This is a genomic window from Streptomyces halobius (assembly GCF_023277745.1).
In the GTDB taxonomy this organism is placed as follows: Bacteria; Actinomycetota; Actinomycetes; order Streptomycetales; family Streptomycetaceae; genus Streptomyces; species Streptomyces halobius.
The window spans coordinates 389,463-410,509 of the sequence record NZ_CP086322.1 but is presented as its reverse complement, the minus strand read 5'-3'; the positions used below and the strand labels follow the sequence as shown (position 1 = coordinate 410,509).

Here is a 21,047-nt window from a genome sequence, read left to right as displayed (position 1 = left end):
CCGCCCCGACGGCAACTTCGCGCCACCATTGGCCGATAACCCACCGGCGCACAACCCCGCCCCTGTCCTGCCCATCCTCCTGCACGCACCCGTACTCACTTCTTCCTTGGGGGAAATTCATGCGACGGTTCGGGACAGCGGCCGCGGCGCTCGCGCTGGCGGGGGCCGGGCTGGCGGGCACGGCCGGAGTGGCCGGCGCCGCGACCGGCCACGGTGCCAAGGCCGCCTCGGACGCGACCTGTTCGACGGTCTGGGGCAGCGGTGACAAGTCCGCCACGGACGCGAACGCCGAGCCGCTGAAGAACATCAGGACCGGCCAGGGCGCATGCTACGACCGTATGGTCTTCGACATCAGCGGCGCGACCGGCAAGGCCGGCTACCACGTCGGTTACGTCGACGCGTTCCACCAGGACGGCTCCGGTCAGCGGATACCGGTCACCGGCGGCGCCATCCTGGAGATCTACGTCTCCGCACCGAGCCACGACCCGGAAACCGGCAGGCAGACCTATGCCGGCCGGGCCGGGAAGCCGCTTCCGGGGGTGAACCTCACCGGTTACCAGACCTTCAAGGACACCAAGTTCGGCGCCAGTTTCGAAGGCCAGACCCAGGTCGGCCTGGGCGTCCGCGCCAGGCTGCCGTTCCGGGTACTCCAGTCCGGCGACCAGCTGATCGTGGACGTCGCGCACCACTGGTGAACCGGGCGCAGTGACGGGGCCGCCTGCCGCACCTGGGGTGCGGCAGGCGGCCCTTCGACGAGGGCGGCGCCGGACAACGCCCCGCCTGCGACTACGACGGCCACGTCGTGAAGGAGACGATGCGTCCGGCGGTCGGTTCGCGGTTCGCCAAGGGCGACGAGGCGAAGGTCACCGTCTTCACCTTCGATGAAGACGGGTTCGGCTACGCGAGGGAGGAGATCTCCGTACTTCTGTGAGCGTGGCGCTCGCTCCCGGCAGGCCGGACGCCCCCAGGCGGCCCGTGGCGGCCATCCCTCGCGGCGTATCAGGCCGATCGCCGCCAGCACCAGGGTCCCGGAGAGGAGCCGTCCCAGTGCCAGGGCGCCCGGTGAGGAGGCCGCGCCCGCGCTGCGTATGGGGACGAAGACCGAGGCCCACAGCACGACGGTGACGGCCCCGACACCGGCGCCCGGCGCGGCACCCCGCAGGGCCACCATCCGCACTACCTGCTCGAACGCGGTGCCCTTGCCATGGAGGGCCTGTTCCCGGGCCTGTGCGCCGAGTTGGCCGCCGAGGGCGTGCCGGTGCAGGACTTCGGGACGGCGATGCGCTTTCTGCTGCCGTACGGCTCCAGCCCGGCCGCCTTGATCGCCCCGGCCGTGCTCCGTAAAGCGTTCCTTCCGTCCCGTCGCTCGGAGGGGGCATGAACGGCCGAAGCTGGGGGCAGGGCCGGGCCGACGGGGCGACGGACGGGCCGAAGGGGCCGACGGGCGCGGTCCCCGTGGACGGTGGCTGCACCGCCGTCCGATGCCGCACCCCCTAAGGCCCGACGTGCACATACGTAGCCCACAAATCCGGGTCGTCCGGGGCGGTGGCGCGCTGGGCCGCGACGGCCTTGTGGAGGGCGCGGGCGGCGCCGTCCGCCCAGTTGCCCGGAGTGGCGGGGCCCAGGTCGGCATAGACCGTTTCCGCCACCTCCGGGGCGATGACATCGCTGAGAGCCCACTGGGTCGCGATGACATGCCGGAATCCGGCCAGTTGCATGGCCCCGGCCAGATGGACGGCCTCGTCCGCCTGGCCGACGGTGCTGCGGGCCGACTCGCAGGAGGAGAGAAAGGCCAGCTCGGCGGCGGGGGAGCGGTGCGCGGCGACATCCGAGACGGTGACCGTGCCGTCGTGGCAGAGCAGGAAGGAGCGCACCGGGTCCGCCAGATGCTGGTAGCCGTGCCCCGCGAAGTGCAGGGACGGACGGGTGCGCAGCCCGGTGAGCAGCCGGTCGCGGGTGGCGTCCGGGCCGATCAGGGGGCGCACCCCCGGAATCCGGTCCGCGACCTCACGGGCCTCCTTCTCGGCCTTCGGCAGCGGACGTGCGTCGAGCGCGGCCGACCGGGGCACGGCCAGCACGGTCATGGACGCGTCGGCGGATTGCGACGGGTCGGCGGCGGGGACACGGCGGGACCGGGCGTCGATGAGAGCACGCAGGGTCGGGGTATAGGAGCTGACGACGCGCAGCGGTACGGCCGGCCGGCCGAGGCTGTCACCCTGTCCGTCCTCGTCCTCGTACCGCCCGGCGGCGTGCACCGGGAGCAGCGTCAGCAGCCCGGTGGGGCACCACCAGACGCGGGGCAGCCGCCCGTCGGGACCGGGCTCGCCCCGGTAGTCCAGCAGGTCGTCGAGCACTTCCGCGCAGATGTGCTGCCACAGCCAGTCGAGAAGTGTGGTGAGGGTGTCCCTGATGTGCGCGGTGTCCCCGCCGCGGAACGCCTCGTCGAGGAGCCGGGCCTGCTCCCGTACGGCGTCCAGGCTCAGCGTCCGCAACTGGCGGAAGCGCGGCGGCCGGTCGGCCTCCACCACGATCGCGTCACAGCGGGAGGCGGCGGTGTTGAGGAGGACGACCGGGCCCTCGGCGGCGGCCACGGACAGTTGCGCGTACGCGGGGGCGGCGAGGAAGTCGTGCAGGCCGTCGAGGGACCGGGCCCGCGCGAGCAGTGCCGTGCGTCGGTCCGCCAGCCGCTGCCGGTCTGTCACATCCGTCTCCTGGGAGGCGGCGGACTCCAGAGCGCGCAGGACGGCGTCCAGCTCCCGCGCCAACCGCTCGTCCACCGCCCGCAGCCGGGTCAGATCGGCCTGCAGGTCGAGCGCCTGCGAGAGCAGCACCCCACGGCCCTGCTCCAGCAGCTCGACGGCCCGTTCCGGCTGCCCGAGCGCCAGGTGCGCGGCCGCCGCCTCGCAGCCGGCACCCCATGCCTCGGTGAGAAAGTGCTGCCGGACGCTCAGGTCGGGTCCGAGCCAGGCCGCTTGGGGAAGATGCGCGACCGCCGCCGCGTACCCCTCGGCCGCCGACTCCCGGTCCCCGGTGCCGGTCGCCGCCCGGCCCCAGGCCATGGCCGCGTGCAGTCGCAGCCGGGCGGGGGCGGTCGGGTGCGCCTGGGCCTTGCGGAATAGGGGCACGGCCTCCTTGGGTGGCAGCGCGGCAGCGAGGTTGTAGGCGTATCCGGGCCAGTCGGGATGCTCCTCGGCGAGGTCCGCGAGCGCCTCCCGGCCGTTCCGCACCGCCTGTTCCCGTGCGTCGGAGGAGCCGGTGTGCTCGTACAGGTGCCGTAGTGCGATGCAGAGCCCGCCGTGCCGGGCGGGGATGTCCGGGTGGCCGTCCGGCAGCAGCCGCAACGCGTGCCGCCTGGTGGCGATGACCGCCTCCAGGTCCGCCGGCCGCCCGTCCGAGACGTACCGGGCCAGCAGGGCGGCGCTGAGGTTGTTGAGGTAGTCGGGGAGCCGGGTGTGCCCCTGGGGGAGCAGCTCGACGGCGCTTGCGCAGGCGGTCAGCGCCTGATCGAGCAGGTCCGGGTCGCCGGTGCGGTCGTACAGCTGGAGCAGCACCCTGCCGTGGTCCGACCAGCCCACATGGCGGTCCGCGTAGGTCTCCGGCAGGTTCTGGAGTCCGGTGCCGAACAGTGTGACGGCTTCCTGGAGGTCGGCGAGCGAGCCCCGGTGGCTGCAGCGCGTCGCGAGCGTGGAGGCGAGCGCGCTGCAGGCGGCGTAGTAGCCGGAGAAGTCCTCCCGGGGCTGGGTGTCGAGCGCCTGCCGCGCGGCGTCCACGGCCTGATCGAGCCAGCCGGTGTCGTAGGTCCGCTCGAACTTCCGGCGCAGCGCGATGGCCCGGGTGCCAAGCACCCGCCGGCCCAGCGGACCGGGCAGCGGCGGCCCCGCGAGCAGCCCGCCCAGGTCGTCCAGCGTCTCCTGGAGGTCAGCGTCCCGCCCGCTGTGCCGATGGCGCAACAGCTGTGCGGAGCACCGGTTGAGGACGACGAACGCCCGGTCCGTGGAGCCCTCCGGCACGCCGTCCGCCAGCTCACGGCACATGCCGATCAGCTCGTCCAGCCGCTCCCCGCTGCCCGTCCGCTCGAAGCGCGCCCGTAGCGGCGGCAGGAGATTGGACACGATGAGAGCGCGGTTCCGGATGTCGGTTCCGGCGACGTACAAGGCGGCGGACAGGGCGTCGATCGCCTCCTCCAGCACCTCGGGATCGCCGTTCCGGCGGTAGAGGAAGTACAGCGCCGAGCCCAGAGACTGGAGGAACACACACTCGTCGTCACTGCCCGGAAGCGTCAGATCCGCGGCCCGCCGCAGGGCGTCCACCGCCGCGGTCGCATCGGCCGCCACCCCGCTGTGCAGGGCGCGGACGGAGAGCGCCTGGCCCAGAGCGAGCAGGGACGTGGCCGTCCGGTCGTCGTCGCCGTCGGCCATGGCCCAGGAGACTTCCCCGACACAGATCTCGACGGCCTCGTCGACGGCGGCCCGGTCATGGTCTTGTTCGTACTTCTGCTCCAGCAGTCCGGCGAGGTTCAGCCGGGCCGTGTGCCCCGCTTCGGAGTTGTCGCGGTGGTGTGCCATCGCGGCCCGGAAAGCGGCGATGGCAGCCGTCAGATCGCTGCCTCCCCGGCGTACACGGGAGCGTTCCTGCAGCAGAATGCCCAGCAGATGCTGTCCTCCGGCGCCCGGGAGGTTCTCCCGGACCAGGGCGATCGCCTCGTCGAGATCCGGTTCGGACCGGGTCCGCAGGAAGCGCTGATGCAGCGTCATGGCCAGGACCTCGGCCTGCTTGCGGCGCTCCAGGGTGTCCTCGGAGAGGGTGGCGAGCTCGGCCCGCCACTCACGCACCATACGGTCGATCTCCGCAACGGGGACCGAATCGGCAAACCGCTGGGAGGACCGCTTCATCCGGCTTTCCCCCGTCGCCTTCCCAGCCGCATTCCCCGCCGCCTGCTCCCTCGCCCTCTCCGTCTCTCTCCCTGTCACCGGCCGTTCCCCATCCCCCGCTGCGGACCGAGCCGTTCCTGGGCGGCCAGCCCCTCCAGCAGCCGCTCCGCGGGAACGGGCATCAGTTTCGCGATGAGCTCCAGATAGGCGGCGACCCCGTCCGGCACCCGGGCGGGCGCCCGCTGGTGCAGGATCAGGGCCAGCGTGAGCGCCTCCGTTTGTTCGGACTCGTCTCCCGTCAGCTGGTGCCGGTGCGTGTGATAGCGGGCGACGGCCTCGAAGACGTCCAGATCGCACGGCGCGGGGCCGGAGCGCACCCCGAAGACCACCCGCCGCAGCCGGGTGACCACGGCACATGTCTCCCGGCTGGTGATCAGCCTGGACGCCCCGCCCTGCTCGAACCGCGTGGTCCGGCCCGTCAGTTCGGACAGCAGCTGCGCACGGCCGCCAAACTCACCCATGGATTACCCCCGTTGACTCAATGCTCCGCCGCCCCAATGCGCACTGCAGGTGTGCATGTCGACTGCTCGAACTCGGCTGCTGCCCGGTTCGCGTTACTCGGGTTGGGTGCTCTGATCGAATGCCCGGATCACGCACACGGATCTGGTACTCAGATCCCGTGCCCAGACCTCGCACTCGGGCCTCGTACGCGGAGTACGCGGATCTCGCGTCCGGATTCGCCACCACTCTGGCCTGTCACCCCCGCTGTGCAAAGACGCGTTCCGGGATGTTTCTGACGTATGGGGGGCGCATGGGAGCAGGTGAACTGCGCACGGAGGCAGGCCAGTTGCGTTGTCGGCCGGAGGATGTGGCGGACGTCAGGCTGGCGGCCGGGGAGTGGGAGCTGTTCCAGGACGTGCTGGGGCGCGCCTCGGCGGCGCTGCGGGACGGTGATGTCCGGACGCTGCGCCGGGCGAGCACCCAGGTGGCCCGGCGCACGCGGGCTGGGCGACCCGGTGCGCTGGGGCAGGCCGATGGCCGCGGTCGGCGACACCCTCCGGGTGTGGGACACCACGCCGTACCGCGACGCACGGATCCGGAGTGTGATCGCGGTGGCGCCGTACGACAGCCCGGACACGGTGGAGCGGGACGCGGCGGACCCGGCCGAGGGCACGCCCGATGCGACGGACCGGACGGAGGCCACGCTGTGCGCGGCGGACCGGGCCGAGGACCTGCTCGATGCCTGGTGCTGGTCGCGGGGCCCCGCTGGAGCCCGCCCCGTTCACGCGTGTCCCGCTGCACGCCGCGAAGCTACGGCACCAGATGGCTGTGCCGGCGAGGGAACGGGCGGCACTGCGCGGGGTGCGGTCGGACGTCGAGGCAAGCATCGGGAGACTGACCGCGCTGCACCGCCGGATCACCGGAGACCAGGGCACGGGCTCGGACGCCCGACGGCTGCGGGCACTGGTGGCCGCGGAGACGGAGTTCAGTCAGCGAGCGCGATCGTCAAGCGCCGCCTTCTTCTTCTCCTCCTCCTTCTTCTCCTTGAGGCGCACCGCTTCCTTGCGGACCTCGGCCTGGGTGGCGCGCTCCTTCTGCAGCCATTCCGGGAGGTCGTTCTTCAGCGCCTCGATCTGCTCGGTGGTGAGGGGTTCGGTGATTCCCCCGCGCGCGAGACCCGAGATCGAGATACCCAGCTTCGCCGCGACCACCGGCCGGGGATGCGGGCCGTTGCGTCGCAGTTCCCGCAGCCACTCGGGCGGATCGGTCTGCAGGGCGTTCAGCTCGGCGCGTGAGACGACACCCTCCTGGAACGCGGCGGGGGTGGCCTCAAGGTACACACCCAGTTTCTTCGCCGCGGTCGCGGGCTTCATCGTCTGGGCGGTTTTGTGCGACGTCATGGTCTCAAGGGTAGCGAGTGTGTGCGATACCTCCGACCACGACCGGTAACCTGGCGGAGTGACCGCCTCCGAAGCATCCCCGTCGTTCCGGCTCGCGTATGTCCCGGGCGTGACGCCGAGCAAGTGGGTGCGCATCTGGAACGAGCGGCTGCCCGATATCCCCCTGACCCTCGTCGGAGTGCCCGCAGTCGAAGCATCCGATGTTGTGCGGGGCGGCAGTGTGGACGCAGGTTTCGTACGGTTGCCGATCGACCGGACGGACCTCAGCGCCATCCCCCTCTACACCGAGGCGACGGTGGTCGTGGTCCCCAAGGACCACATCGTGGCGGCGGTCGACGAGGTGTCCGCCGGGGATCTCGCCGACGACATCGTGCTGCATCCCCTCGACGACACCCTCCACTGGGAGCGCCCGCCGGGACGGCCCGCGGTCGAGCGCCCCGCCACGACGGCGGACGCCATCCAACTGGTGGCGGCAGGAGTGGGCCTCCTCGTGGTCCCGCAGTCACTCGCCCGCCTGTACCACCGCAAGGACCTCACATATCGGCCGGTCACCGACGCCCCCACGTCACGCGTCGCGCTGTCGTGGCGGAAGGACAGCACCACCGACCTGGTGGAGGACTTCATCGGGATCGTCCGCGGGCGGACCGTCAACAGCTCACGGGGGCGCAACCCCACCCCGCCGCAGCCGAAGGTGCGCAAGCGTCCCAGCGCGGGCGGCGCACAGCCCAGCGCGGGCGGCGCACAGCGGAAACCCGCAGCGGGCGCGTCGACCGGCAAGAGCCCCCGGAGCGGTTCCGGCGGGCCCAAGCGCGGCAAGCGAGGCAAACCTCGCCGCAGGTCGTAGCCCAGGCGGCAGGCATCGTCAACCGGCGCCGGAGGCTCCCTCCTTGGCGACCCTCCAGACGTTCCGCCGTACGTTCCGCCGTCAGCGGTGGGAAGCCATCGGTGAGGCAACGAGCCGGTCGAGACAGGCCATCGCTTCCACCGCATTCCGCGCGGACGCCAGAGGTGTCGCAATTGTCGTAATTGCGGCTGCCCCCGCCGCCCCCGGCCGATCAGGACGGCCCACACTCCGCGGGTTGATTAGATCTATGTCAACATTGACGTATGTCGAATACTGAGGCGCTGCCCTTGCTTGAGCCGGCTGCCGACCAGGCCGTGGTGCCGTGCTGCCCGCCGCTGACCGAGCGCCCCATGACCGCCGAAGAGGCCGAGACGGCCGCGCGGATGTTCAAGGCGCTGGGCGATCCGGTACGGCTGCGGCTGTTCTCCGCCGTCGCCTCGCACGAGGGCGGGGAGGCGTGTGTGTGCGACATCTCCGATGTCGGTGTCTCCCAGCCGACCGTCTCCCACCACCTGAAGAAGCTCAAGGAGGCCGGGCTGCTCACGTCCGAGCGCCGCGGCACCTGGGTCTACTACCGGGTCGAGCCGTCCGTGCTCGCCGCGATGGGCAAGCTGCTGACCACCGCGTCGGCCGCGGCCTGACCACCGTCATTCAGCAGGGAGATCAAGAGCCATCGTGTCCAGCCACATCACCTGCACCACGGTCACTACCCACACCACCCGTACCACCCGCACTGCCCACTCTGCCCGCACCAGCCCATCGAGCCCGGTCATCGTGCCGCTGACCGCCGCGCACGCCGACGAGGTCCTCGCGATCTACCAGGCAGGCATCGACGAGGGCAACGCCACCTTCGAGACGGTGGCGCCGTCCTGGGAGGCGTTCGACGTCGCGAAGCTGCCCGAGCACCGCCTCGTCGCTCTCGACGCGGACGGGGCGGTGCTCGGCTGGGTCGCGGCCACCAAGGTCTCCGACCGCTGCGCGTACGCCGGCGTCGTCGAGCACTCCGTGTACGTCCACCCCGGCGCCCGTGGACGTGGCGTCGCCGCCGCGCTGCTCAAGGCGTTCATCCACGCCACCGAGGCCGCGGGCATCTGGACCATCCAGTCCGGGATCTTCCCCGAGAACACCGCCAGCCTCGCCCTGCATGAACGGGCCGGTTTCCGCGTCATCGGCACACGCGAGCGCATCGGCCGCCACCGGGGAGCATGGCGCGACGTCGTACTCCTTGAGCGGCGCAGCCCCGCCGTCACCTGACGCGCATCACTGTCGACCGGGCGCCGGCGCGCCAATCGGTCATGGCGGTATCGGTATTCCTCTGTCCCTGAGCTGGCGCCGGTGGCCGAGGCGCACACGACACGGAGAAGCCGGACCCGTCGCTGTTCCATCACGCATGCCGCGAGCTGGGCGCCGAACCGACCGACGCCGAAGTGGCTCTTCGAGAACGGCCGCCCCGGTCGGCCGCGGCGCGATCCTGCCGCTCCACGGTCGGGGCAGGCGTGGCAGACCCGTCAGCAGCAGAGCCGCGCGATCTGCTCCAGCTCGTCGGCGAGCGGCCCGGGATCCCGGGGCCCGATGTGCGGCGCCGTCAGAGACCGTATGCGGAAACGGTTCGTCGGGGTCAGCTCGTCGGCCTCCTTGATCATCAGGTCCTGGAGCGCGGGCGGAATCGTGCGGTCCTCGGTGAACCGCAGGTACGTTCGCGGAATCCGGCCCCACGTCTCCGGCAGGCCACGGGCGTCGGTACCCGAGATCGCGGCCGACTGGTCCGGTTCCAGAGTGTTGAGCAGCGCCCGGACCGCCTCATCCGGGAAGTCGGCGGCCAGTGCCTCCTTGGCGATCTGGAAGAACGCCGGATCGCCGGAACGCCAGTTGACCCGGTTGATGCCCAGTTCCGGCGGTGTCTCGATGGCGGTGATCTGGAAAACGGCGCTGGAGGACCCCTCCGGGGTCGTCATGAGGTTCGCTATCGTGGCCCGCTGCGTCGGGCAGAAGGCCGAGGCGTAGACCAGATGCGAGATCAGCTCGGGCACCTGGTTGGCGACCGCGTTCAGGGTCACACCGCCCATGCTCTGGCCAACCAGGATCACCGGACCGTTGCGGCGCGCCCGCCGTACGACACCGACCACATGCTCGGCGAAGTCGGCCAGCGTGATCGTGCCGAGCGGCGAGGGCTCGGTACGCAGCCGCTCCAGGTCCTGCGGCGTCTGATAGGAGAGCGGGAAGTGTCCGCCGAGGCCGTGTCCGGGCAGGTCCACGGCCGCCACGCGATGACCGCGTATGGCCAGCTCCGCCGACACGGGCGACCAGCCGAAGGAGTTGCTGCCCGCGCCGTGCACCAGCACGAAGGTGGGTGCGGTGGAGCGGCGGTCGTTGTTGGCCGTTTCGCTGACACCGGCGTCATCGGTGTCATTGGCTTCAGTCATGTCACTCATACGGCCAACTGTACGATCATGGGCCTCTGTTGACGGCCGGGATGCGGCCCGGTAGCGGTGGCACATGAGGTGCTTCGGCGGCGTGGCAGTCGTCCCGGGCGGGAGCGGCTGTGGCAGTGTCTGGGGCAGGGGCCCAGTAGTCCTTGTCAGGTGGTGGACAGACCTTGCCAGGTGGTGGGCGGGAGGCGGCGGATATGAGCGGAGACCTTCCCGGCGAGGAGCTCGTCCGCGCCGTTCGAGCGGCCGGCATCAGTGACGAGCGCCTGCTCCAGGCCGTACGTACGACACCGCGAGCGGATTTCGTCCCCGCCGACCAGGTGCCGTCCGCCTATCGCGACGCACCCCTTCCCATCGGGCACGGTCAGGTCACCACCCAGCCCTCGCTCTCCGCCATCATGATCGACGGCCTTGGCCTGCGCGGCAGCGAACACGTCCTCGAAGTCGGCACCGGTCTCGGCTTCCAGACGGCACTCCTGGCCCGCCTGGCCGCCGACGTCGTCAGTATCGAGATGTGGCCGGACATCAGTCGGCAGGCGCAGCGCAATCTGGACCGGCAGGGCATTCACCATGTGGAGCTGCGTGTCGGGGACGGCAGCGCGGGTGTGCCGGACCGCGCCCCGTACGACGCCGTCGTCGTATCGGCCGCGTTCCCCGACGTCCCGGCCCCGCTGGTCGAGCAGCTACGGATCGGCGGCCGCCTCGTACAGCCCATCGGTCCGGGCGGGCGGGAGGAGGTCGTGCCGTTCCGCCGGAGCGCCTCGGGGCTGGAGCGCTGGCGAACCCTGACGCTCGCCTGCTTTGTCCCGCTGCACGGCCAGTACGGCTTTCCGCCCTGAGTTCCGGCGAACTACCTCAAGCCGGAACCCTGGACGGCACCTCAAACTGCGACCTCAAGCTGCGATCGCAAGCCGCCGCCCGATCGGCGTTGGGCTCCGCAAGGGCAACGGCATTCTCGACGCAGTGATTAGTTGGCCAGTTGGCAACTGGCGCATTGAGTGGGCGTCACCTCGAAGCGGGCCAGGAGCATTTGAAAACAGCGTTTGAGGCCCCATCACACCCGGGAGAGTTCGGCCGCACCGAAAGAGACATCGAAACGGTCACACCAGATGCTGACGCTTGTGTACTGCTCCAGTTTGAAGTCGTCGGGCAGCGGATAGTTCTGGTCGCCCTTGTTGCCTTTGAGCTTGCCGAGGCTGACGTACTTTCCGTCGTCGAAGACGTGCCAGCCGGCCTCGCCCTTCTTCACCGGTGCGTCGGTGACCCAGACACGCAGGTCCGGGCCGTTGCTGGTGTCGAGGTTCTCCAGGCGCAGTGTGTGGGTGCCGTCAGCCAGCCGCACAATCTTCACCGTCCCGGAGGTGCTGTGCTCATGGCTGATCAGCTTGCCGGTGGCCAGCGTGCTCGGCCCGGGGGCCGGTGTGGACGGCGTGGACGGTTTGGCCGCCGGGTCCTTGGACGGGGGAGTGGCGGGCGTCTGCGCAGCGGCGGGCAATTCCTCGCGTACGGTCTCGTCCACCCACAGCTTCCACGGCTGGAACCAGAACAGTCCCGCGCCGACCGCCACCACGACCACAGCAAGCACCCCGATGAACACCGGTTTGCTCAGAATTGCGCGCATGTGCCCCGCCCTGCCTCTCGAAAGCGTTTTCTCTTCCACTCATTCAACGGGGCACCGGGCCGCCCGTCCGCATGTCGCGGATAACGGAATTCTTACGGCGAGCGGCGAGCGGCGAGCGGCGAGCGGCGGATGGAGGGTGGAGGGTGGCTGATGACGGCCGACGGGTATCCGTATGTGCGCCCGGCGCTACAGGTTGTCCCCCCAACCGCTCTGGATCATGGTCTGGAACGCCCACGTCCCGTCCCGCCTGACCAGGATGTCGGCGTAGCGCAGCTGCTGGGTCCGACCCTCCGTTGTCATGGTCGAGTCCGTGAAGACCACGGCCATGGAGGGCGAGAGGAAGACGGGTGTCCGCGTGGACTCGAACCTGATGTCCTCGCTCCCGTCTCCCATCACCTGCGTCATCGTCGCGACGAACTGCTCGCGGTCCCACTGTGCCGAGCGGCCGTTGCCGGCTGCGTCGTCACTCACGAGGTTGAGGGGGAACACCGCCATGTCGGCCATGCGCTCCACGTCGCGCTTCGCGCTCTGTGCGTCGTACTCCGCGAACCAGGCGTCCAGGCTCGCGCGGTCCTCGGCGGTCGGGACGTATCCGGTGTCGGGCAGGAAGGTCACACAGGCTCCTCAGGGTCTTGGCTCGCACATTCGTCAAATTTGACTACGCGGAACAGTATGGCCCTTCTGAGTGGTAGTCAAACTTGAATAGGGGTGTTCTGGGTCACTCCTGGCTGGCGATGCGCCAGTCGGCCAGGAGGCCGAACCCACGCGTGACCACTCATCGACTATCGCGGGTGGCATGGGGCGCACCGCGCCCCGCCCCCAGGCCGACGCGGCCTTCGTGGCGCCCTGGGCGCGCGGGCGCCTCACCCTCGGCGTATGAGGAGTTCCGTATTGCGGTCCGCCGCGGTGCCTGCCATGGCCTCATGGAGGCCGTCGGACATGGTGCCGGCGAGGTGGGGAGCGTTGTAGGACAGCTCACGGTAGAGGGACGCGAGGCCGACGGCCGACAGGTCGTCGAAGTCCGTGCGGTGCGGAGCGGCGGATTCGATGAGCGTGGTGAACAAGGACAGCGTTCCGTCGTGGTTGTCGGCCAGTTCGATGAGGCGTGCGTGCTGCGGATAGTCCACATGCGAGGCGGTGTTGACTTCCCAGAAGGAGCGGGCGGCCGTCGGGTGGGCGTGTGGTGTGATGCGGTTGATGTGGCTGTGGCCGTTGATCCAAGCCGCTACGTTCGGGAACCGGCTGAGGAGTGCGATGACCTCCGCGCCGTCATGCCGCGGCTCCTCGGTACGTGCCGCATCGGCGCGTCGGGTCATGCTGGGGCTGTGGTGGTGGCTGAACACCAGGATGTGCGCGTCGTCGGCGCCGGTGTTGCGTACCGTCCGTCCGTCCGCGTCGTAGTAGCGGGAACTGTGGGCGGCGAGCGTCCGCTCCAGCCAGCGCAGTTGCCCGGTACCGAGCGATCCTTCGTAGTGGCCGCTGCGGTAGGTGGTGTCGATACTGATGCCGATGACGCCTTCCGCGACGGTGAACGTGTAGTACGTCCGTTCGTCGTCCAGGTGGTTGTCGGTGTATCCGTGCCCGACCGGTCCCGCTCCGGCGTACGCGGGGTCCAGGTGTGCCGCCAGGTATGCGTGCGGTGTGACCATGCGGCGCCGCTCGTCGGCGGTCACCGGCCGCGCGCTGTGGGCGTTACGCCGCAGGATCTCCTTGAGCACGGTGCTCTTGGGATCGTCGCCGGATTTGAGGACGCGGGCGTAGGCGGCCACGTCGGTGTCCGGTACGGAGAACAGTTTGCGGCCTCCGGTGACATAGTCCCGGAGCATGGGGTCCTGCGGTGCCAGACAACCGCCCGGCAGGTCGTCGTGGTTGCCCGGCGTCGAGTACCAGGGGATGCGCAGGCCGGGGCTGGTCACCGTGCGTATCGCGGCTTCGAGGTAGCCCGGGATGCCTGGCAGACCGCGTCGTGTGTCCTGGTCGCGCAGGCTGCCGTCCGGATGCCAGTACAGCGGGAGCCCGGAGTTCTGGACACCCTCGTACGCGGCCGGATCGCCGGTGTTCGGAGTGATCCGGCCGCCGCTCATGAGCGTCATGAACCACTCGAGCTCCACCATCGCATTGTTGTCGATGTTGTCGCCCGTGGACATGACGAAGGCCGGCGGTCGTCCCGTGTGGGGGCCGGCGGCGAGTGCGTTCACCTGCTCGACCAGGGAGACCGCGCCGGGGACCGACAGGACCTCCTGCGCCCGCCATGAACCCGGCGATCCGGCCCGCAGGAATTCCGTACGCAGAGGGCTCTGGACGTCGGACACATGGAGGTCGGTGAGCTGCACGAAACATGCCAGCGGGGTGCGCCGGTCGCGCCGCCCGGCCCTGGCCGCGGCGAGTTCGGACCGGACGACCAGGGGCCATCCGGGGCCGGAGGTGAGGCGCCGGTAGCTGCTGCTGCCGGTGGGGCGCGCCGCGGTCTCCAGCGTGGTGAGCCCGTACGGCGCTGCCCGCCGCACCTGGGGGCGTTCCGGTGACGGACGGGGGGCGGCGTGTGCGTTCCCTGCACTCGGAGCAGTGCCGCCGTGGCGCCGGCCCGGCAGTGCCCACGCGATACCGGTCGCGGCGAGCGCGCCACCGGAGGTGAGGAGGAATCGACGACGGTTGGTGGTGGTTTCCGTTCCGGCCATGAGGCCCTCCGTGCCGGGGCCGGTGTGTGGCCACAGCGGTGTCACCAAGCGGAATGTCTCACTCCGAGAGTGTGCTGGGTGAGCTTGGCCAGGAGTTGAACGGTGCCGGAACGCGGAACACCCATCGGTCGGCGACGAGGCCATGGGAATTGCCTCGATCATCAGGAGTGGGGCCAGGGCGCCCCGGCCGTGGACGACGTTGCCGGCTCGCAGGGAGCGCATGTTCCGGAGAGCTGGTGCGTGTCCGTTGACCCTGGCCTGTCGTTCTCATCGCACAGACCCAACTGCCCTTCCTTCCAAGGAGTCTTGATGCGACGAGTTCTCACTGCAGCGGCTGTCGCCGCAACCGCCGTGGCGCTGGGATCCACCGCCGCCGCCCAGGCCGTCAGTCTGCCCAAGAGCCCTGACCTGAACGGGGTGACCGCTCTTGACCCCAGCGGCACCCTGGGTGGAACGGTGGACGGAGCCACGCAACAGGCGACCCAAATCGCGGAAGGCGCCGGGAACAAGGCCGTGGAGAAGGCGGTTCCTCCGACGGCCCGGACGGCTCGGACGGCCGGCTCCATGGCGAAGAAGACACGGCCGGTCGCGCGGAAGGCGGCCGATAACGCCGTTGGCTCAGCGGAATCCATCGTGGGCGAGACGGCTAAGGCGGCCACCGAAAACGGATTGCCGACAGCGGGGCTGCCCACGGACGCGCTGAAGAATGCGTCGCTGCCGCCCCTGGGGTAGCCGTCGCTTGACGGCGTGGACAACGGGCTCTCGACCATCTGGTCGAGGGCCCGTTCTCGATGACGCACCATTTCTCGATGCCACCCCTCGCACCAGCAACAGGGCGGTAAGTACGTTTTCGGCCTGGCGCCGGCCGACCGCTTTCGATGGGCTCTGGGGCACCGGCTTCCGCTGCCTCCGGGCCGCAACTCCGCGCGCATCCTCACCGGCCAGTACCTGCGTGAGTTCCTCGACGCGGATCCGTACCGGGCCTCCCGGACGAACCACCAGGGCTGATACGAGACAAAAGGGGATTTGCACGCCATGCACAGGAAGCCCGACCCTGTTGACGCCCTCCTCAAGACCCCTCTGCCGCCCAGGCACCCGTCGCTCCGGCACCGGCCGCCCAGAGTCGATCCGCTCCCGCCCCTGCTGTCCCAGCCCCCGCCGCCCCGGCTTCCTCCAGCAGGCCGCGAGCGGCGCACCCGGCCGCCCGGCGACCGGGCGGGAAGCAGCCCACCACCACCCCTCAAGCCACAGCCGATCCACTGTTCGCGAACGGGCCGCTGGCGGTACTCGACGGTGATGGGTCCGCGTACTGCGTGGGCGGCCTGATCCTGGACTGTCCGGCCAAGACCGTCTCGTCGCTGGCCACCTGGGCCCTGGAGGAGGCGAGGCTGGGCTCCCCGCGACTGCACCGCAACGGCCGCGACAGCGACCCGTTGATCGTGCTCACCGCGGCCGCGGCGGAACGCTTCGGGCTGCCGCTCGCCCTCGATTCCTTCGAAGGCCGACGGGACTGGCGGCTGCCGGACGACCACAAGGTCGTCAAGCAGCTCACCCGCTCGAAGTGGCAGCTCACCCGTCGCGGGTTCGGCCCATGGGCGCGGATCTACCGCCCCGTTCAGGGCGGCCGGCGCCAGTGCGTCCAGCTCGCCGTCCTCCCCTGGGGCGCCCTCGACTCCCGCGTTTGGCCCGGCGCCGACCGGCTGCCGCCGGCCGAACTCGCCCGCGTCCTGGGCATCTACGCCACCCGCGTCCTCACCCCCCGCGGCTCCACCGCGGTCTGCGGTCTGGAGCTGATGACCGCTCTGCGCCCGCCGACCCGCCCCGTCAAGGACGTGACGACCGGTTCCTACGTCTCCGGCCCCAACCCGGGCGCACTCACCCAGCCGGTGGAACCGGCCCCGCCCGAGGCCCCGCCCGAGCACCCCGTCGGCCAGGGCCGCGCCGTCGACGGCTTGCTCGACGAGGAGGCGTACCAATGGGTGCGCGACCCGAAGCTGCTGTCGGATCAGGAGTGCCTGCTGCCGTGGGCGGTCGGCATCGACATCAACACCGCCTTCCTCGCCGCCGCGGCCCGTCTGGCCGTCGGCCTGGGCGAGCCGGTGCACGTCAACACCCCTGTCTTCGACAAGAAGATCCCCGGCAGCTGGCTGGTGGACCTCTCCCACATCGACCTCGACCCACGCCTCCCCACCCGTTCACCCCCACCGGCGAGCGCCCGACCGGCCCGGCCTGGTACGCCGCCCCCACCGTCACATACGCCCAGGAGCTCGGTTACGACATCGCGCCCCGTGAGGCGTACCTGCGCCACGAGACCGGCCCGTACCTCGACCCCTGGCACGACCGGCTCAAAGAGGCGTACGTCGCCACCATGGCCAACCTCGGCATCCCCGTCGCCAAGGACCCGGACGAGACCCAGTTCCTCGCCGCCATGGCCCTGCACAAGACCCTCAAGAGTGCGGACGAGACGGACCTGCCCGCTGTGCGCAGCCGGGACCCCGGCCTCGCCGCCATGACGGACGACGAACTGCGCTCCGCGATCCGGCGCCACACACAGGGCGCCATGGTGCTCTCCGCCATCAAGTCGACAATCCAGGGCGGCATCGGCAAGCTTCGCGAACGCCCGCAGGGCCGTGGCTTCCGTGATGGCGAACGCTGGCCGGCTTTGGAACGCCCCACATGGCGGCCGGACATCCGGGCAGCGGTCATCGCCAAGGCCCGTGTCAACATGCACCGCAAGATGCGCAAGCTCGCCGAAGTGAGCGGCCGGTACCCGCTGGCCGTGCTGTCCGACTGTGTCGTGTACGCCTCCAGCGGCCCTTCCCCGCTCGACTTCCTGCCACGCGACGACGACGGCACACCGGTGCTCGGTACCTTCCGCCTGGGCGCCACCCCCGGCTTGGCCAAGCACGAAGGCACGCAGGAAATGATGTGGGCGGTCGACATGATGGAGCAGGGCTACAACCCCGCCCGCCACATCAAGGGCGGCGACGCCGTCATGGACGAGGGAGAGTAGGCCGTGGGGGACATCGACGAGGCCCTGGACCGCGCAGACTGTGAGACGTTCGCCCGTGAGCCCCCCAAGTCCACGCAGAAACGGGTGGAGTTCCTGCTGCGCAAGCTGAAGACCACCAGAGCCGTCGCCGAGGTGCTCTCGGTCAGCCAGCGCTCCGTCGAGCGTTATCTCAAAGGCCAGCGCAAGAAGCCGCCCAAGCCCATCGCGGACCGCATCGACACCGAGGTCCGCCGCCGCTGGCAGCCCCGGGTACGCGAGCGCCGTCGCCGACAAGCGGCCGCCACCACGGGCATCACCATCGAAACCCGCGCGCGATTCGGCTACACCGCACCGATCGGCACCACCGACGACCCCCGGTTGCGCAGGCTCACCGTGCACCTCCCGCCGGAGTACGCCGGCCGCCTGTTCCGGGCCCAGCAGGAAGGCGCCGACGACCGGCGACTGCGCGCAATCATCGCCGAGGGACTACAAGAGATCTATTTCCAGGACGGCGGCCGCCGCGCCCAAGACCTGGAAGCGGACATCACAGACATCGACTATTTCGACGTTTCCTTTTAGTCCGTCCCGCCCGGCCTGCTGGCCTCGCTGACCAAGCACGGCTCATCAAGCACGACGCTGATCAAGCACGGCGGCGATGGCTTCGATCTCCACGAGTTGGTCGTCATAGCCGAGCACGGTGACACCGAGCAAGGTGCTGGGAACATCGTGGTCACCGAACGCGTCGCGGACCACCTTCCAGGCGGCCACCAGATCTTCCTGCCGGGCCGACGCCACAAGAACCCTTGTACTGATGACGTCCCCGAGTGAAGCGCCGGAATCGGCGAGAGCGGCCCGCATGTTCTCGACGGCTTTTGCTGCCTGGCCCGCATAGTCCCCGATCGCTGCCGTGGAGCCGTCCGCATTGAGCGGACACGCTCCGGCGAGAAAGACCAACCGTGACTCGGCGGGCGCCGTGGCCGCGTAGGCGTACTCGGCGACGTCGGACAGTGCGGAGGAGCGGATCAAAGTGACGGCACGAGGCACGGTCGTCGGTTCCTTTCGTATCGGGCATGCAGCGCGCCGGCATCCTCTCAACGCCCCGTCGGCTCCCGCCTCGCAATTTCGCCGAACAACTCCCCCTCGACCAGCGCTGGTCCGGCATCGGCAAGGCGATCGTCCTGGGGCTGCCGCCCTACACACATACGAGCTCGGCGAACTTCCTCGCCGACCTGCGGGCCGGGATGCCGCCGACCCTGCCGAGTCATCGAGCAGGCATGGCGGCAGAGCGGGGTGAGCGTGAAGTGACGCGGCCGAAGTCGGTGGTCAACCAGCGTTCGATGGACACATCGGGGAATTCGTGGGGCTGGTAGCAGCCTTCCAGGAAAGGAGGACAGGCTCCGGCCGCCTTGGCTCCTAATCTGCAGTCGGGCCACCGATGAGAGGAAGAAACCGTGCAGATCGCTGTCACTACGCCGACCGGCAACGTCGGCCGCCACGTCGTCGCCGCACTGGTCCGCGCCGGGATCCGGCCGCGCGTCTTACTGCGCGACCCCGGCCGACTGGCTCCCGAGTTCCAGGACGAGGTGGATGCCGTGCCGGTCGACCAATACGACGCCGACGCGGTGGTGGCCGCCACCGACGATATCGACGCACTGTTCTGGGTGGACCCGACCACCGGCAGCGAGGATCCCCTCGCCGACTACGCCCGCGCCACCAGCAGCGTGGTCCGCGCCGTCACCGAGAACCGGATCGGCCGCGTCGTTTTCCAGAGCAGCGTCGGCGCCGAGAAACGTCATGGCGCCGGCGAGATCGACGGCCTGGCACACACCGAGACTGCTTTGGATGGCACGGGCGTCGACGTCACCCACCTCCGCTGCGGCTATTTCTTCACCAATCTCGAACTTCAACTCGATGCCCTACGCGCCGGCACCCTCCAGGTGATCCTTCCCCTCGACCAACCCATGGCCTGGGTGGCGCCTCGCGACATCGCCGAGGTGGCCGCCACCCGCCTGCTTTCTCCTGCCTGGTCCGGACGTTGCGTGCAAGCAGTTCACGGGCCCGCCGACCTCACCTGGCGACAGGTCAGCGAAATCCTCACCGCTGCCACCGGTCGGCGGATCAGCGTCGAACGGATCACCGACGACGCCATGCGCACCCAGCTTCACCAGGCGGGTATGACCGACAGCCTGGTCGAGGCCGTGCTCGGAATGTCGACCGGCCTGCGCGAGAACTTCGTGCCCGAACAGCGCCGCACCGTCCGGACCACCACCCCGACCACCCTCGGCGCCTGGGCCTACGACCATCTCCGGCACCAGATCGCCGACGCGTCGTAAGCAATCCGGTCAGGCAGCAGCGGATCCGCTTCGAGGTCGGCTTATCGGACTTCCGTTGCCTGACGGCCCGCCAGAGTGGTGCCACAACAAATGCCGATTTACTGCGGCGGAGCCTCTACCCCGATCATCGCGACCTGAGCGGGGCATCCCGGCCGCCGGGGTGAGGTGTACGCGTTTACTGCGGCAGTGACGGAAAAGCGGGGCGGGCGTGGCGATCGAACCACGGCCCGCCGCGGCGAGTCGCGGCGAGTACGGGATCGCCCGCGCGGGCTACATCGAGGTTCCGCGCGACCCGGCGCTCGGGTTCGAGTTCCTGAGAACCGAGTGGAAGCCCGACTCGCCACTTGAAGAATCGAGGCCAGAACAGCCCTGTTGATTGATTAGCCATGTCGTAGCTCTATCGTTTTGATATGAGTTGGGGTGCCAATCCCTTCGAGTCGGGGTAACTCGAATTTCGCCGAGTGCGAAGACAGGAAGAGGGGCGAGCTGGTTGGATATGGAAATCGAGCAGGTCATTGACGAATGGAAGATTGTCAAACTGCTCAATCGCTGGGTGCAGACTCGTGACACCATGGATGTGGATCATCATTTGGGACTGTGGACACCGGACGGAACCATGCACGTCGGCTTCTTCTCCGGTGGTTGCCGAGGGTTCATGCAGACCGTCATCGACAAGGGTGCGGACACCCGGCATTTCATGGGTGTTCCGTTGAGCGAGGTCAGAGGCAACCGTGCCCGAGCGGTCACCTATGTCCTGCTGATTTGCCCGGATCGAACATGCGCCAGGCCCTCTTGATCTGCTGTCGCATCTGGGGTTCCACGACATGTTGCTGAAGGTCGATGGCGAGTGGCGACTGCACAAGCGCTACGTCGTATTCGAGAAGGACAGGATCGACTTCGTCGCCCCATGCGGGTGGAAGGGGCTGCTCTACAGCGTGCTCCATCTGGCGGCGCTGCGACGCTACAAACCCCAGGCCCGCCACCTGTCGTTCGTGTGGGACCGCGTCCTCAAAACCGGATCCCCGCCCGGACCCCCCATTGTCGACAGATCCCAGGAGGCGGCGTCCGTCGAGCAGGAACAGATGGCCTGGCTGTCGCAATGAGCATCGCCCGTACGTTTAGCCCCGGATATTCAGCGTAATTGGGTCATCTGACGCCCTGATAGCAGAATGCCGCTGAACTGCAAGGATGCGAGTGTCTACGTCGTATCCACTGCAGGAGCCAGGGTACTTTTTGGTGATCGGCGGTCGGCTGGCGGGATCGTGGGAGTGCTGGCCCATCTCGCGGTCGCGATCGTGCTGGGGACGGCGAACCCGTCCGAGGTCGAGCAACTCCGGCTGTACCACCGGCCGTTGTTCGGTCCGCGGCCTCGGTCTCC

Annotated in this window: 20 protein-coding genes and 3 pseudogenes; 14 read left to right on the top strand and 9 right to left on the bottom strand. The window is 69.6% G+C overall.

The features are described 5' to 3' along the window. The first annotated feature begins 119 nt into the window (after nt 1-119). The gene (locus K9S39_RS01835; RefSeq protein WP_248861562.1) at nt 120-695 is read left to right on the top strand and encodes an AMIN-like domain-containing (lipo)protein; all 576 of its coding nucleotides are present in this window, start codon (nt 120-122) and stop codon (nt 693-695) included. A gap of 269 nt (nt 696-964) precedes the next feature. Here K9S39_RS01835 and K9S39_RS01830 read toward each other — a convergent pair. After that, nucleotides 965-1,171, bottom strand: a pseudogene (locus K9S39_RS01830) (EamA family transporter); the annotation flags it as partial. A gap of 33 nt (nt 1,172-1,204) precedes the next feature. On the opposite strand from K9S39_RS01830, the gene K9S39_RS01825 reads away from it, so the two are divergent. Beyond that, nucleotides 1,205-1,381: a hypothetical protein gene (locus K9S39_RS01825; RefSeq protein ID WP_248861561.1), complete on the top strand. Its 177-nt coding sequence runs from the start codon at nt 1,205-1,207 to the stop codon at nt 1,379-1,381. A gap of 112 nt (nt 1,382-1,493) precedes the next feature. Here K9S39_RS01825 and K9S39_RS01820 read toward each other — a convergent pair whose 3' ends face one another. Together K9S39_RS01820 and K9S39_RS01815 are read right to left on the bottom strand one after the other, a co-directional pair. Further along, a complete protein-coding gene (locus K9S39_RS01820) occupies nt 1,494-4,892 on the bottom strand; it encodes a CHAT domain-containing protein (RefSeq protein WP_248861560.1) in 3,399 nt (1,132 codons plus the stop codon). Nucleotides 4,893-4,966: 74 nt separating this feature from the next. Then, the gene (locus K9S39_RS01815) at nt 4,967-5,392 is read right to left on the bottom strand and encodes a hypothetical protein (RefSeq protein ID WP_248861559.1); all 426 of its coding nucleotides are present in this window, start codon (nt 5,390-5,392) and stop codon (nt 4,967-4,969) included. Between the two features lie 658 nt (nt 5,393-6,050). Here K9S39_RS01815 and K9S39_RS42675 point away from each other — a divergent pair. After that, nucleotides 6,051-6,338: pseudogene (locus K9S39_RS42675) on the top strand (CATRA conflict system CASPASE/TPR repeat-associated protein); the annotation flags it as partial. Nucleotides 6,339-6,361: 23 nt separating this feature from the next. On the opposite strand, the gene K9S39_RS01810 reads toward K9S39_RS42675, so the two are convergent. Beyond that, on the bottom strand, nt 6,362-6,772 hold the full coding sequence (locus K9S39_RS01810; RefSeq protein ID WP_248861558.1) for a DUF5997 family protein: 411 nt from the start codon (nt 6,770-6,772) through the stop codon (nt 6,362-6,364). Between the two features lie 58 nt (nt 6,773-6,830). On the opposite strand from K9S39_RS01810, the gene K9S39_RS01805 reads away from it, so the two are divergent. From K9S39_RS01805 to K9S39_RS01795, 3 genes are all read left to right on the top strand, one after another. Further along, on the top strand, nt 6,831-7,616 hold the full coding sequence (locus tag K9S39_RS01805) for a LysR family substrate-binding domain-containing protein (RefSeq protein WP_248861557.1): 786 nt from the start codon (nt 6,831-6,833) through the stop codon (nt 7,614-7,616). A 263-nt stretch (nt 7,617-7,879) separates the two neighbouring features. Beyond that, complete coding sequence (locus tag K9S39_RS01800; RefSeq protein ID WP_248861556.1) at nt 7,880-8,257, top strand: ArsR/SmtB family transcription factor; 378 nt, start codon at nt 7,880-7,882, stop codon at nt 8,255-8,257. A 133-nt stretch (nt 8,258-8,390) separates the two neighbouring features. Beyond that, nucleotides 8,391-8,870 carry a GNAT family N-acetyltransferase gene (locus tag K9S39_RS01795; RefSeq protein ID WP_248868557.1) on the top strand — a complete coding sequence of 160 codons (480 nt, stop codon included), beginning with the start codon at nt 8,391-8,393 and terminating at the stop codon, nt 8,868-8,870. Nucleotides 8,871-9,124: 254 nt separating this feature from the next. On the opposite strand, the gene K9S39_RS01790 is transcribed toward K9S39_RS01795, so the two are convergent. After that, entirely contained in the window at nt 9,125-10,048 is a 924-nt protein-coding gene (locus tag K9S39_RS01790; RefSeq protein WP_248861555.1) for an alpha/beta fold hydrolase, read from the bottom strand. Nucleotides 10,049-10,242: 194 nt separating this feature from the next. On the opposite strand from K9S39_RS01790, the gene K9S39_RS01785 reads away from it, so the two are divergent. After that, nucleotides 10,243-10,884 carry a protein-L-isoaspartate(D-aspartate) O-methyltransferase gene (locus tag K9S39_RS01785; protein WP_248861554.1) on the top strand — a complete coding sequence of 214 codons (642 nt, stop codon included), beginning with the start codon at nt 10,243-10,245 and terminating at the stop codon, nt 10,882-10,884. 215 nt (nt 10,885-11,099) lie between these two features. Here K9S39_RS01785 and K9S39_RS01780 read toward each other — a convergent pair whose 3' ends face one another. The 3 genes from K9S39_RS01780 to K9S39_RS01770 all read right to left on the bottom strand — a co-directional run bounded on the left by K9S39_RS01780 (nt 11,100) and on the right by K9S39_RS01770 (nt 14,344). Next, nucleotides 11,100-11,666, bottom strand: a complete 567-nt coding sequence (locus K9S39_RS01780; protein ID WP_248861553.1) for a DM13 domain-containing protein — start codon at nt 11,664-11,666, stop codon at nt 11,100-11,102. A gap of 186 nt (nt 11,667-11,852) precedes the next feature. Next, nucleotides 11,853-12,281, bottom strand: a complete 429-nt coding sequence (locus tag K9S39_RS01775; protein ID WP_248861552.1) for a DUF4440 domain-containing protein — start codon at nt 12,279-12,281, stop codon at nt 11,853-11,855. 248 nt (nt 12,282-12,529) lie between these two features. Next, nucleotides 12,530-14,344 (bottom strand): TIGR03767 family metallophosphoesterase, encoded by a 1,815-nt coding sequence (locus tag K9S39_RS01770; RefSeq protein ID WP_248861551.1) that lies wholly within the window; start codon nt 14,342-14,344, stop codon nt 12,530-12,532. 309 nt (nt 14,345-14,653) lie between these two features. Between K9S39_RS01770 and K9S39_RS01765 the strand changes: the two genes are divergently transcribed. From K9S39_RS01765 to tpg, 3 genes and pseudogenes are all read left to right on the top strand, one after another. Continuing rightward, nucleotides 14,654-15,076 carry an ATP-binding protein gene (locus K9S39_RS01765; RefSeq protein WP_248861550.1) on the top strand — a complete coding sequence of 141 codons (423 nt, stop codon included), beginning with the start codon at nt 14,654-14,656 and terminating at the stop codon, nt 15,074-15,076. Between the two features lie 581 nt (nt 15,077-15,657). Next, a pseudogene (gene tap, locus K9S39_RS01760) lies at nt 15,658-17,357 on the top strand (telomere-associated protein Tap). 3 nt (nt 17,358-17,360) lie between these two features. Beyond that, the gene (tpg, locus tag K9S39_RS01755; protein WP_248861549.1) at nt 17,361-17,915 is read left to right on the top strand and encodes a telomere-protecting terminal protein Tpg; all 555 of its coding nucleotides are present in this window, start codon (nt 17,361-17,363) and stop codon (nt 17,913-17,915) included. A gap of 45 nt (nt 17,916-17,960) precedes the next feature. On the opposite strand, the gene K9S39_RS01750 is transcribed toward tpg, so the two are convergent. After that, nucleotides 17,961-18,380, bottom strand: a complete 420-nt coding sequence (locus tag K9S39_RS01750) for a RidA family protein (protein WP_248861548.1) — start codon at nt 18,378-18,380, stop codon at nt 17,961-17,963. Nucleotides 18,381-18,406: 26 nt separating this feature from the next. Between K9S39_RS01750 and K9S39_RS01745 the strand changes: the two genes are divergently transcribed. From K9S39_RS01745 to K9S39_RS01730, 4 genes are all read left to right on the top strand, one after another. Further along, the gene (locus K9S39_RS01745; RefSeq protein ID WP_248861547.1) at nt 18,407-18,706 is read left to right on the top strand and encodes a hypothetical protein; all 300 of its coding nucleotides are present in this window, start codon (nt 18,407-18,409) and stop codon (nt 18,704-18,706) included. Between the two features lie 81 nt (nt 18,707-18,787). Then, the gene (locus tag K9S39_RS01740; RefSeq protein ID WP_248861546.1) at nt 18,788-19,669 is read left to right on the top strand and encodes an NAD(P)H-binding protein; all 882 of its coding nucleotides are present in this window, start codon (nt 18,788-18,790) and stop codon (nt 19,667-19,669) included. A gap of 496 nt (nt 19,670-20,165) precedes the next feature. Continuing rightward, entirely contained in the window at nt 20,166-20,465 is a 300-nt protein-coding gene (locus K9S39_RS01735) for a nuclear transport factor 2 family protein (RefSeq protein WP_248861545.1), read from the top strand. 28 nt (nt 20,466-20,493) lie between these two features. After that, nucleotides 20,494-20,772 (top strand): hypothetical protein, encoded by a 279-nt coding sequence (locus K9S39_RS01730; RefSeq protein ID WP_248861544.1) that lies wholly within the window; start codon nt 20,494-20,496, stop codon nt 20,770-20,772. Nucleotides 20,773-21,047 lie beyond the last annotated feature (275 nt).

Excerpts from the sequence above, each read along its gene's own strand:
- K9S39_RS01835 (WP_248861562.1), top strand. The coding sequence starts at position 120 with ATGCGACGGTTCGGGACAGCGGCCGCGGCGCTCGCGCTGGCGGGGGCC.
- K9S39_RS01825 (WP_248861561.1), top strand. The coding sequence starts at position 1,205 with ATGGAGGGCCTGTTCCCGGGCCTGTGCGCCGAGTTGGCCGCCGAGGGC.
- K9S39_RS01820 (WP_248861560.1), bottom strand. The coding sequence starts at position 4,892 with ATGAAGCGGTCCTCCCAGCGGTTTGCCGATTCGGTCCCCGTTGCGGAG.
- K9S39_RS01815 (WP_248861559.1), bottom strand. The coding sequence starts at position 5,392 with ATGGGTGAGTTTGGCGGCCGTGCGCAGCTGCTGTCCGAACTGACGGGC.
- K9S39_RS01810 (WP_248861558.1), bottom strand. The coding sequence starts at position 6,772 with ATGACGTCGCACAAAACCGCCCAGACGATGAAGCCCGCGACCGCGGCG.
- K9S39_RS01800 (WP_248861556.1), top strand. The coding sequence starts at position 7,880 with ATGTCGAATACTGAGGCGCTGCCCTTGCTTGAGCCGGCTGCCGACCAG.
- K9S39_RS01790 (WP_248861555.1), bottom strand. The coding sequence starts at position 10,048 with ATGAGTGACATGACTGAAGCCAATGACACCGATGACGCCGGTGTCAGC.
- K9S39_RS01785 (WP_248861554.1), top strand. The coding sequence starts at position 10,243 with ATGAGCGGAGACCTTCCCGGCGAGGAGCTCGTCCGCGCCGTTCGAGCG.
- K9S39_RS01780 (WP_248861553.1), bottom strand. The coding sequence starts at position 11,666 with ATGCGCGCAATTCTGAGCAAACCGGTGTTCATCGGGGTGCTTGCTGTG.
- K9S39_RS01770 (WP_248861551.1), bottom strand. The coding sequence starts at position 14,344 with ATGGCCGGAACGGAAACCACCACCAACCGTCGTCGATTCCTCCTCACC.
- K9S39_RS01765 (WP_248861550.1), top strand. The coding sequence starts at position 14,654 with ATGCGACGAGTTCTCACTGCAGCGGCTGTCGCCGCAACCGCCGTGGCG.
- K9S39_RS01745 (WP_248861547.1), top strand. The coding sequence starts at position 18,407 with ATGCAGCGCGCCGGCATCCTCTCAACGCCCCGTCGGCTCCCGCCTCGC.
- K9S39_RS01735 (WP_248861545.1), top strand. The coding sequence starts at position 20,166 with ATGGAAATCGAGCAGGTCATTGACGAATGGAAGATTGTCAAACTGCTC.
- K9S39_RS01730 (WP_248861544.1), top strand. The coding sequence starts at position 20,494 with ATGTTGCTGAAGGTCGATGGCGAGTGGCGACTGCACAAGCGCTACGTC.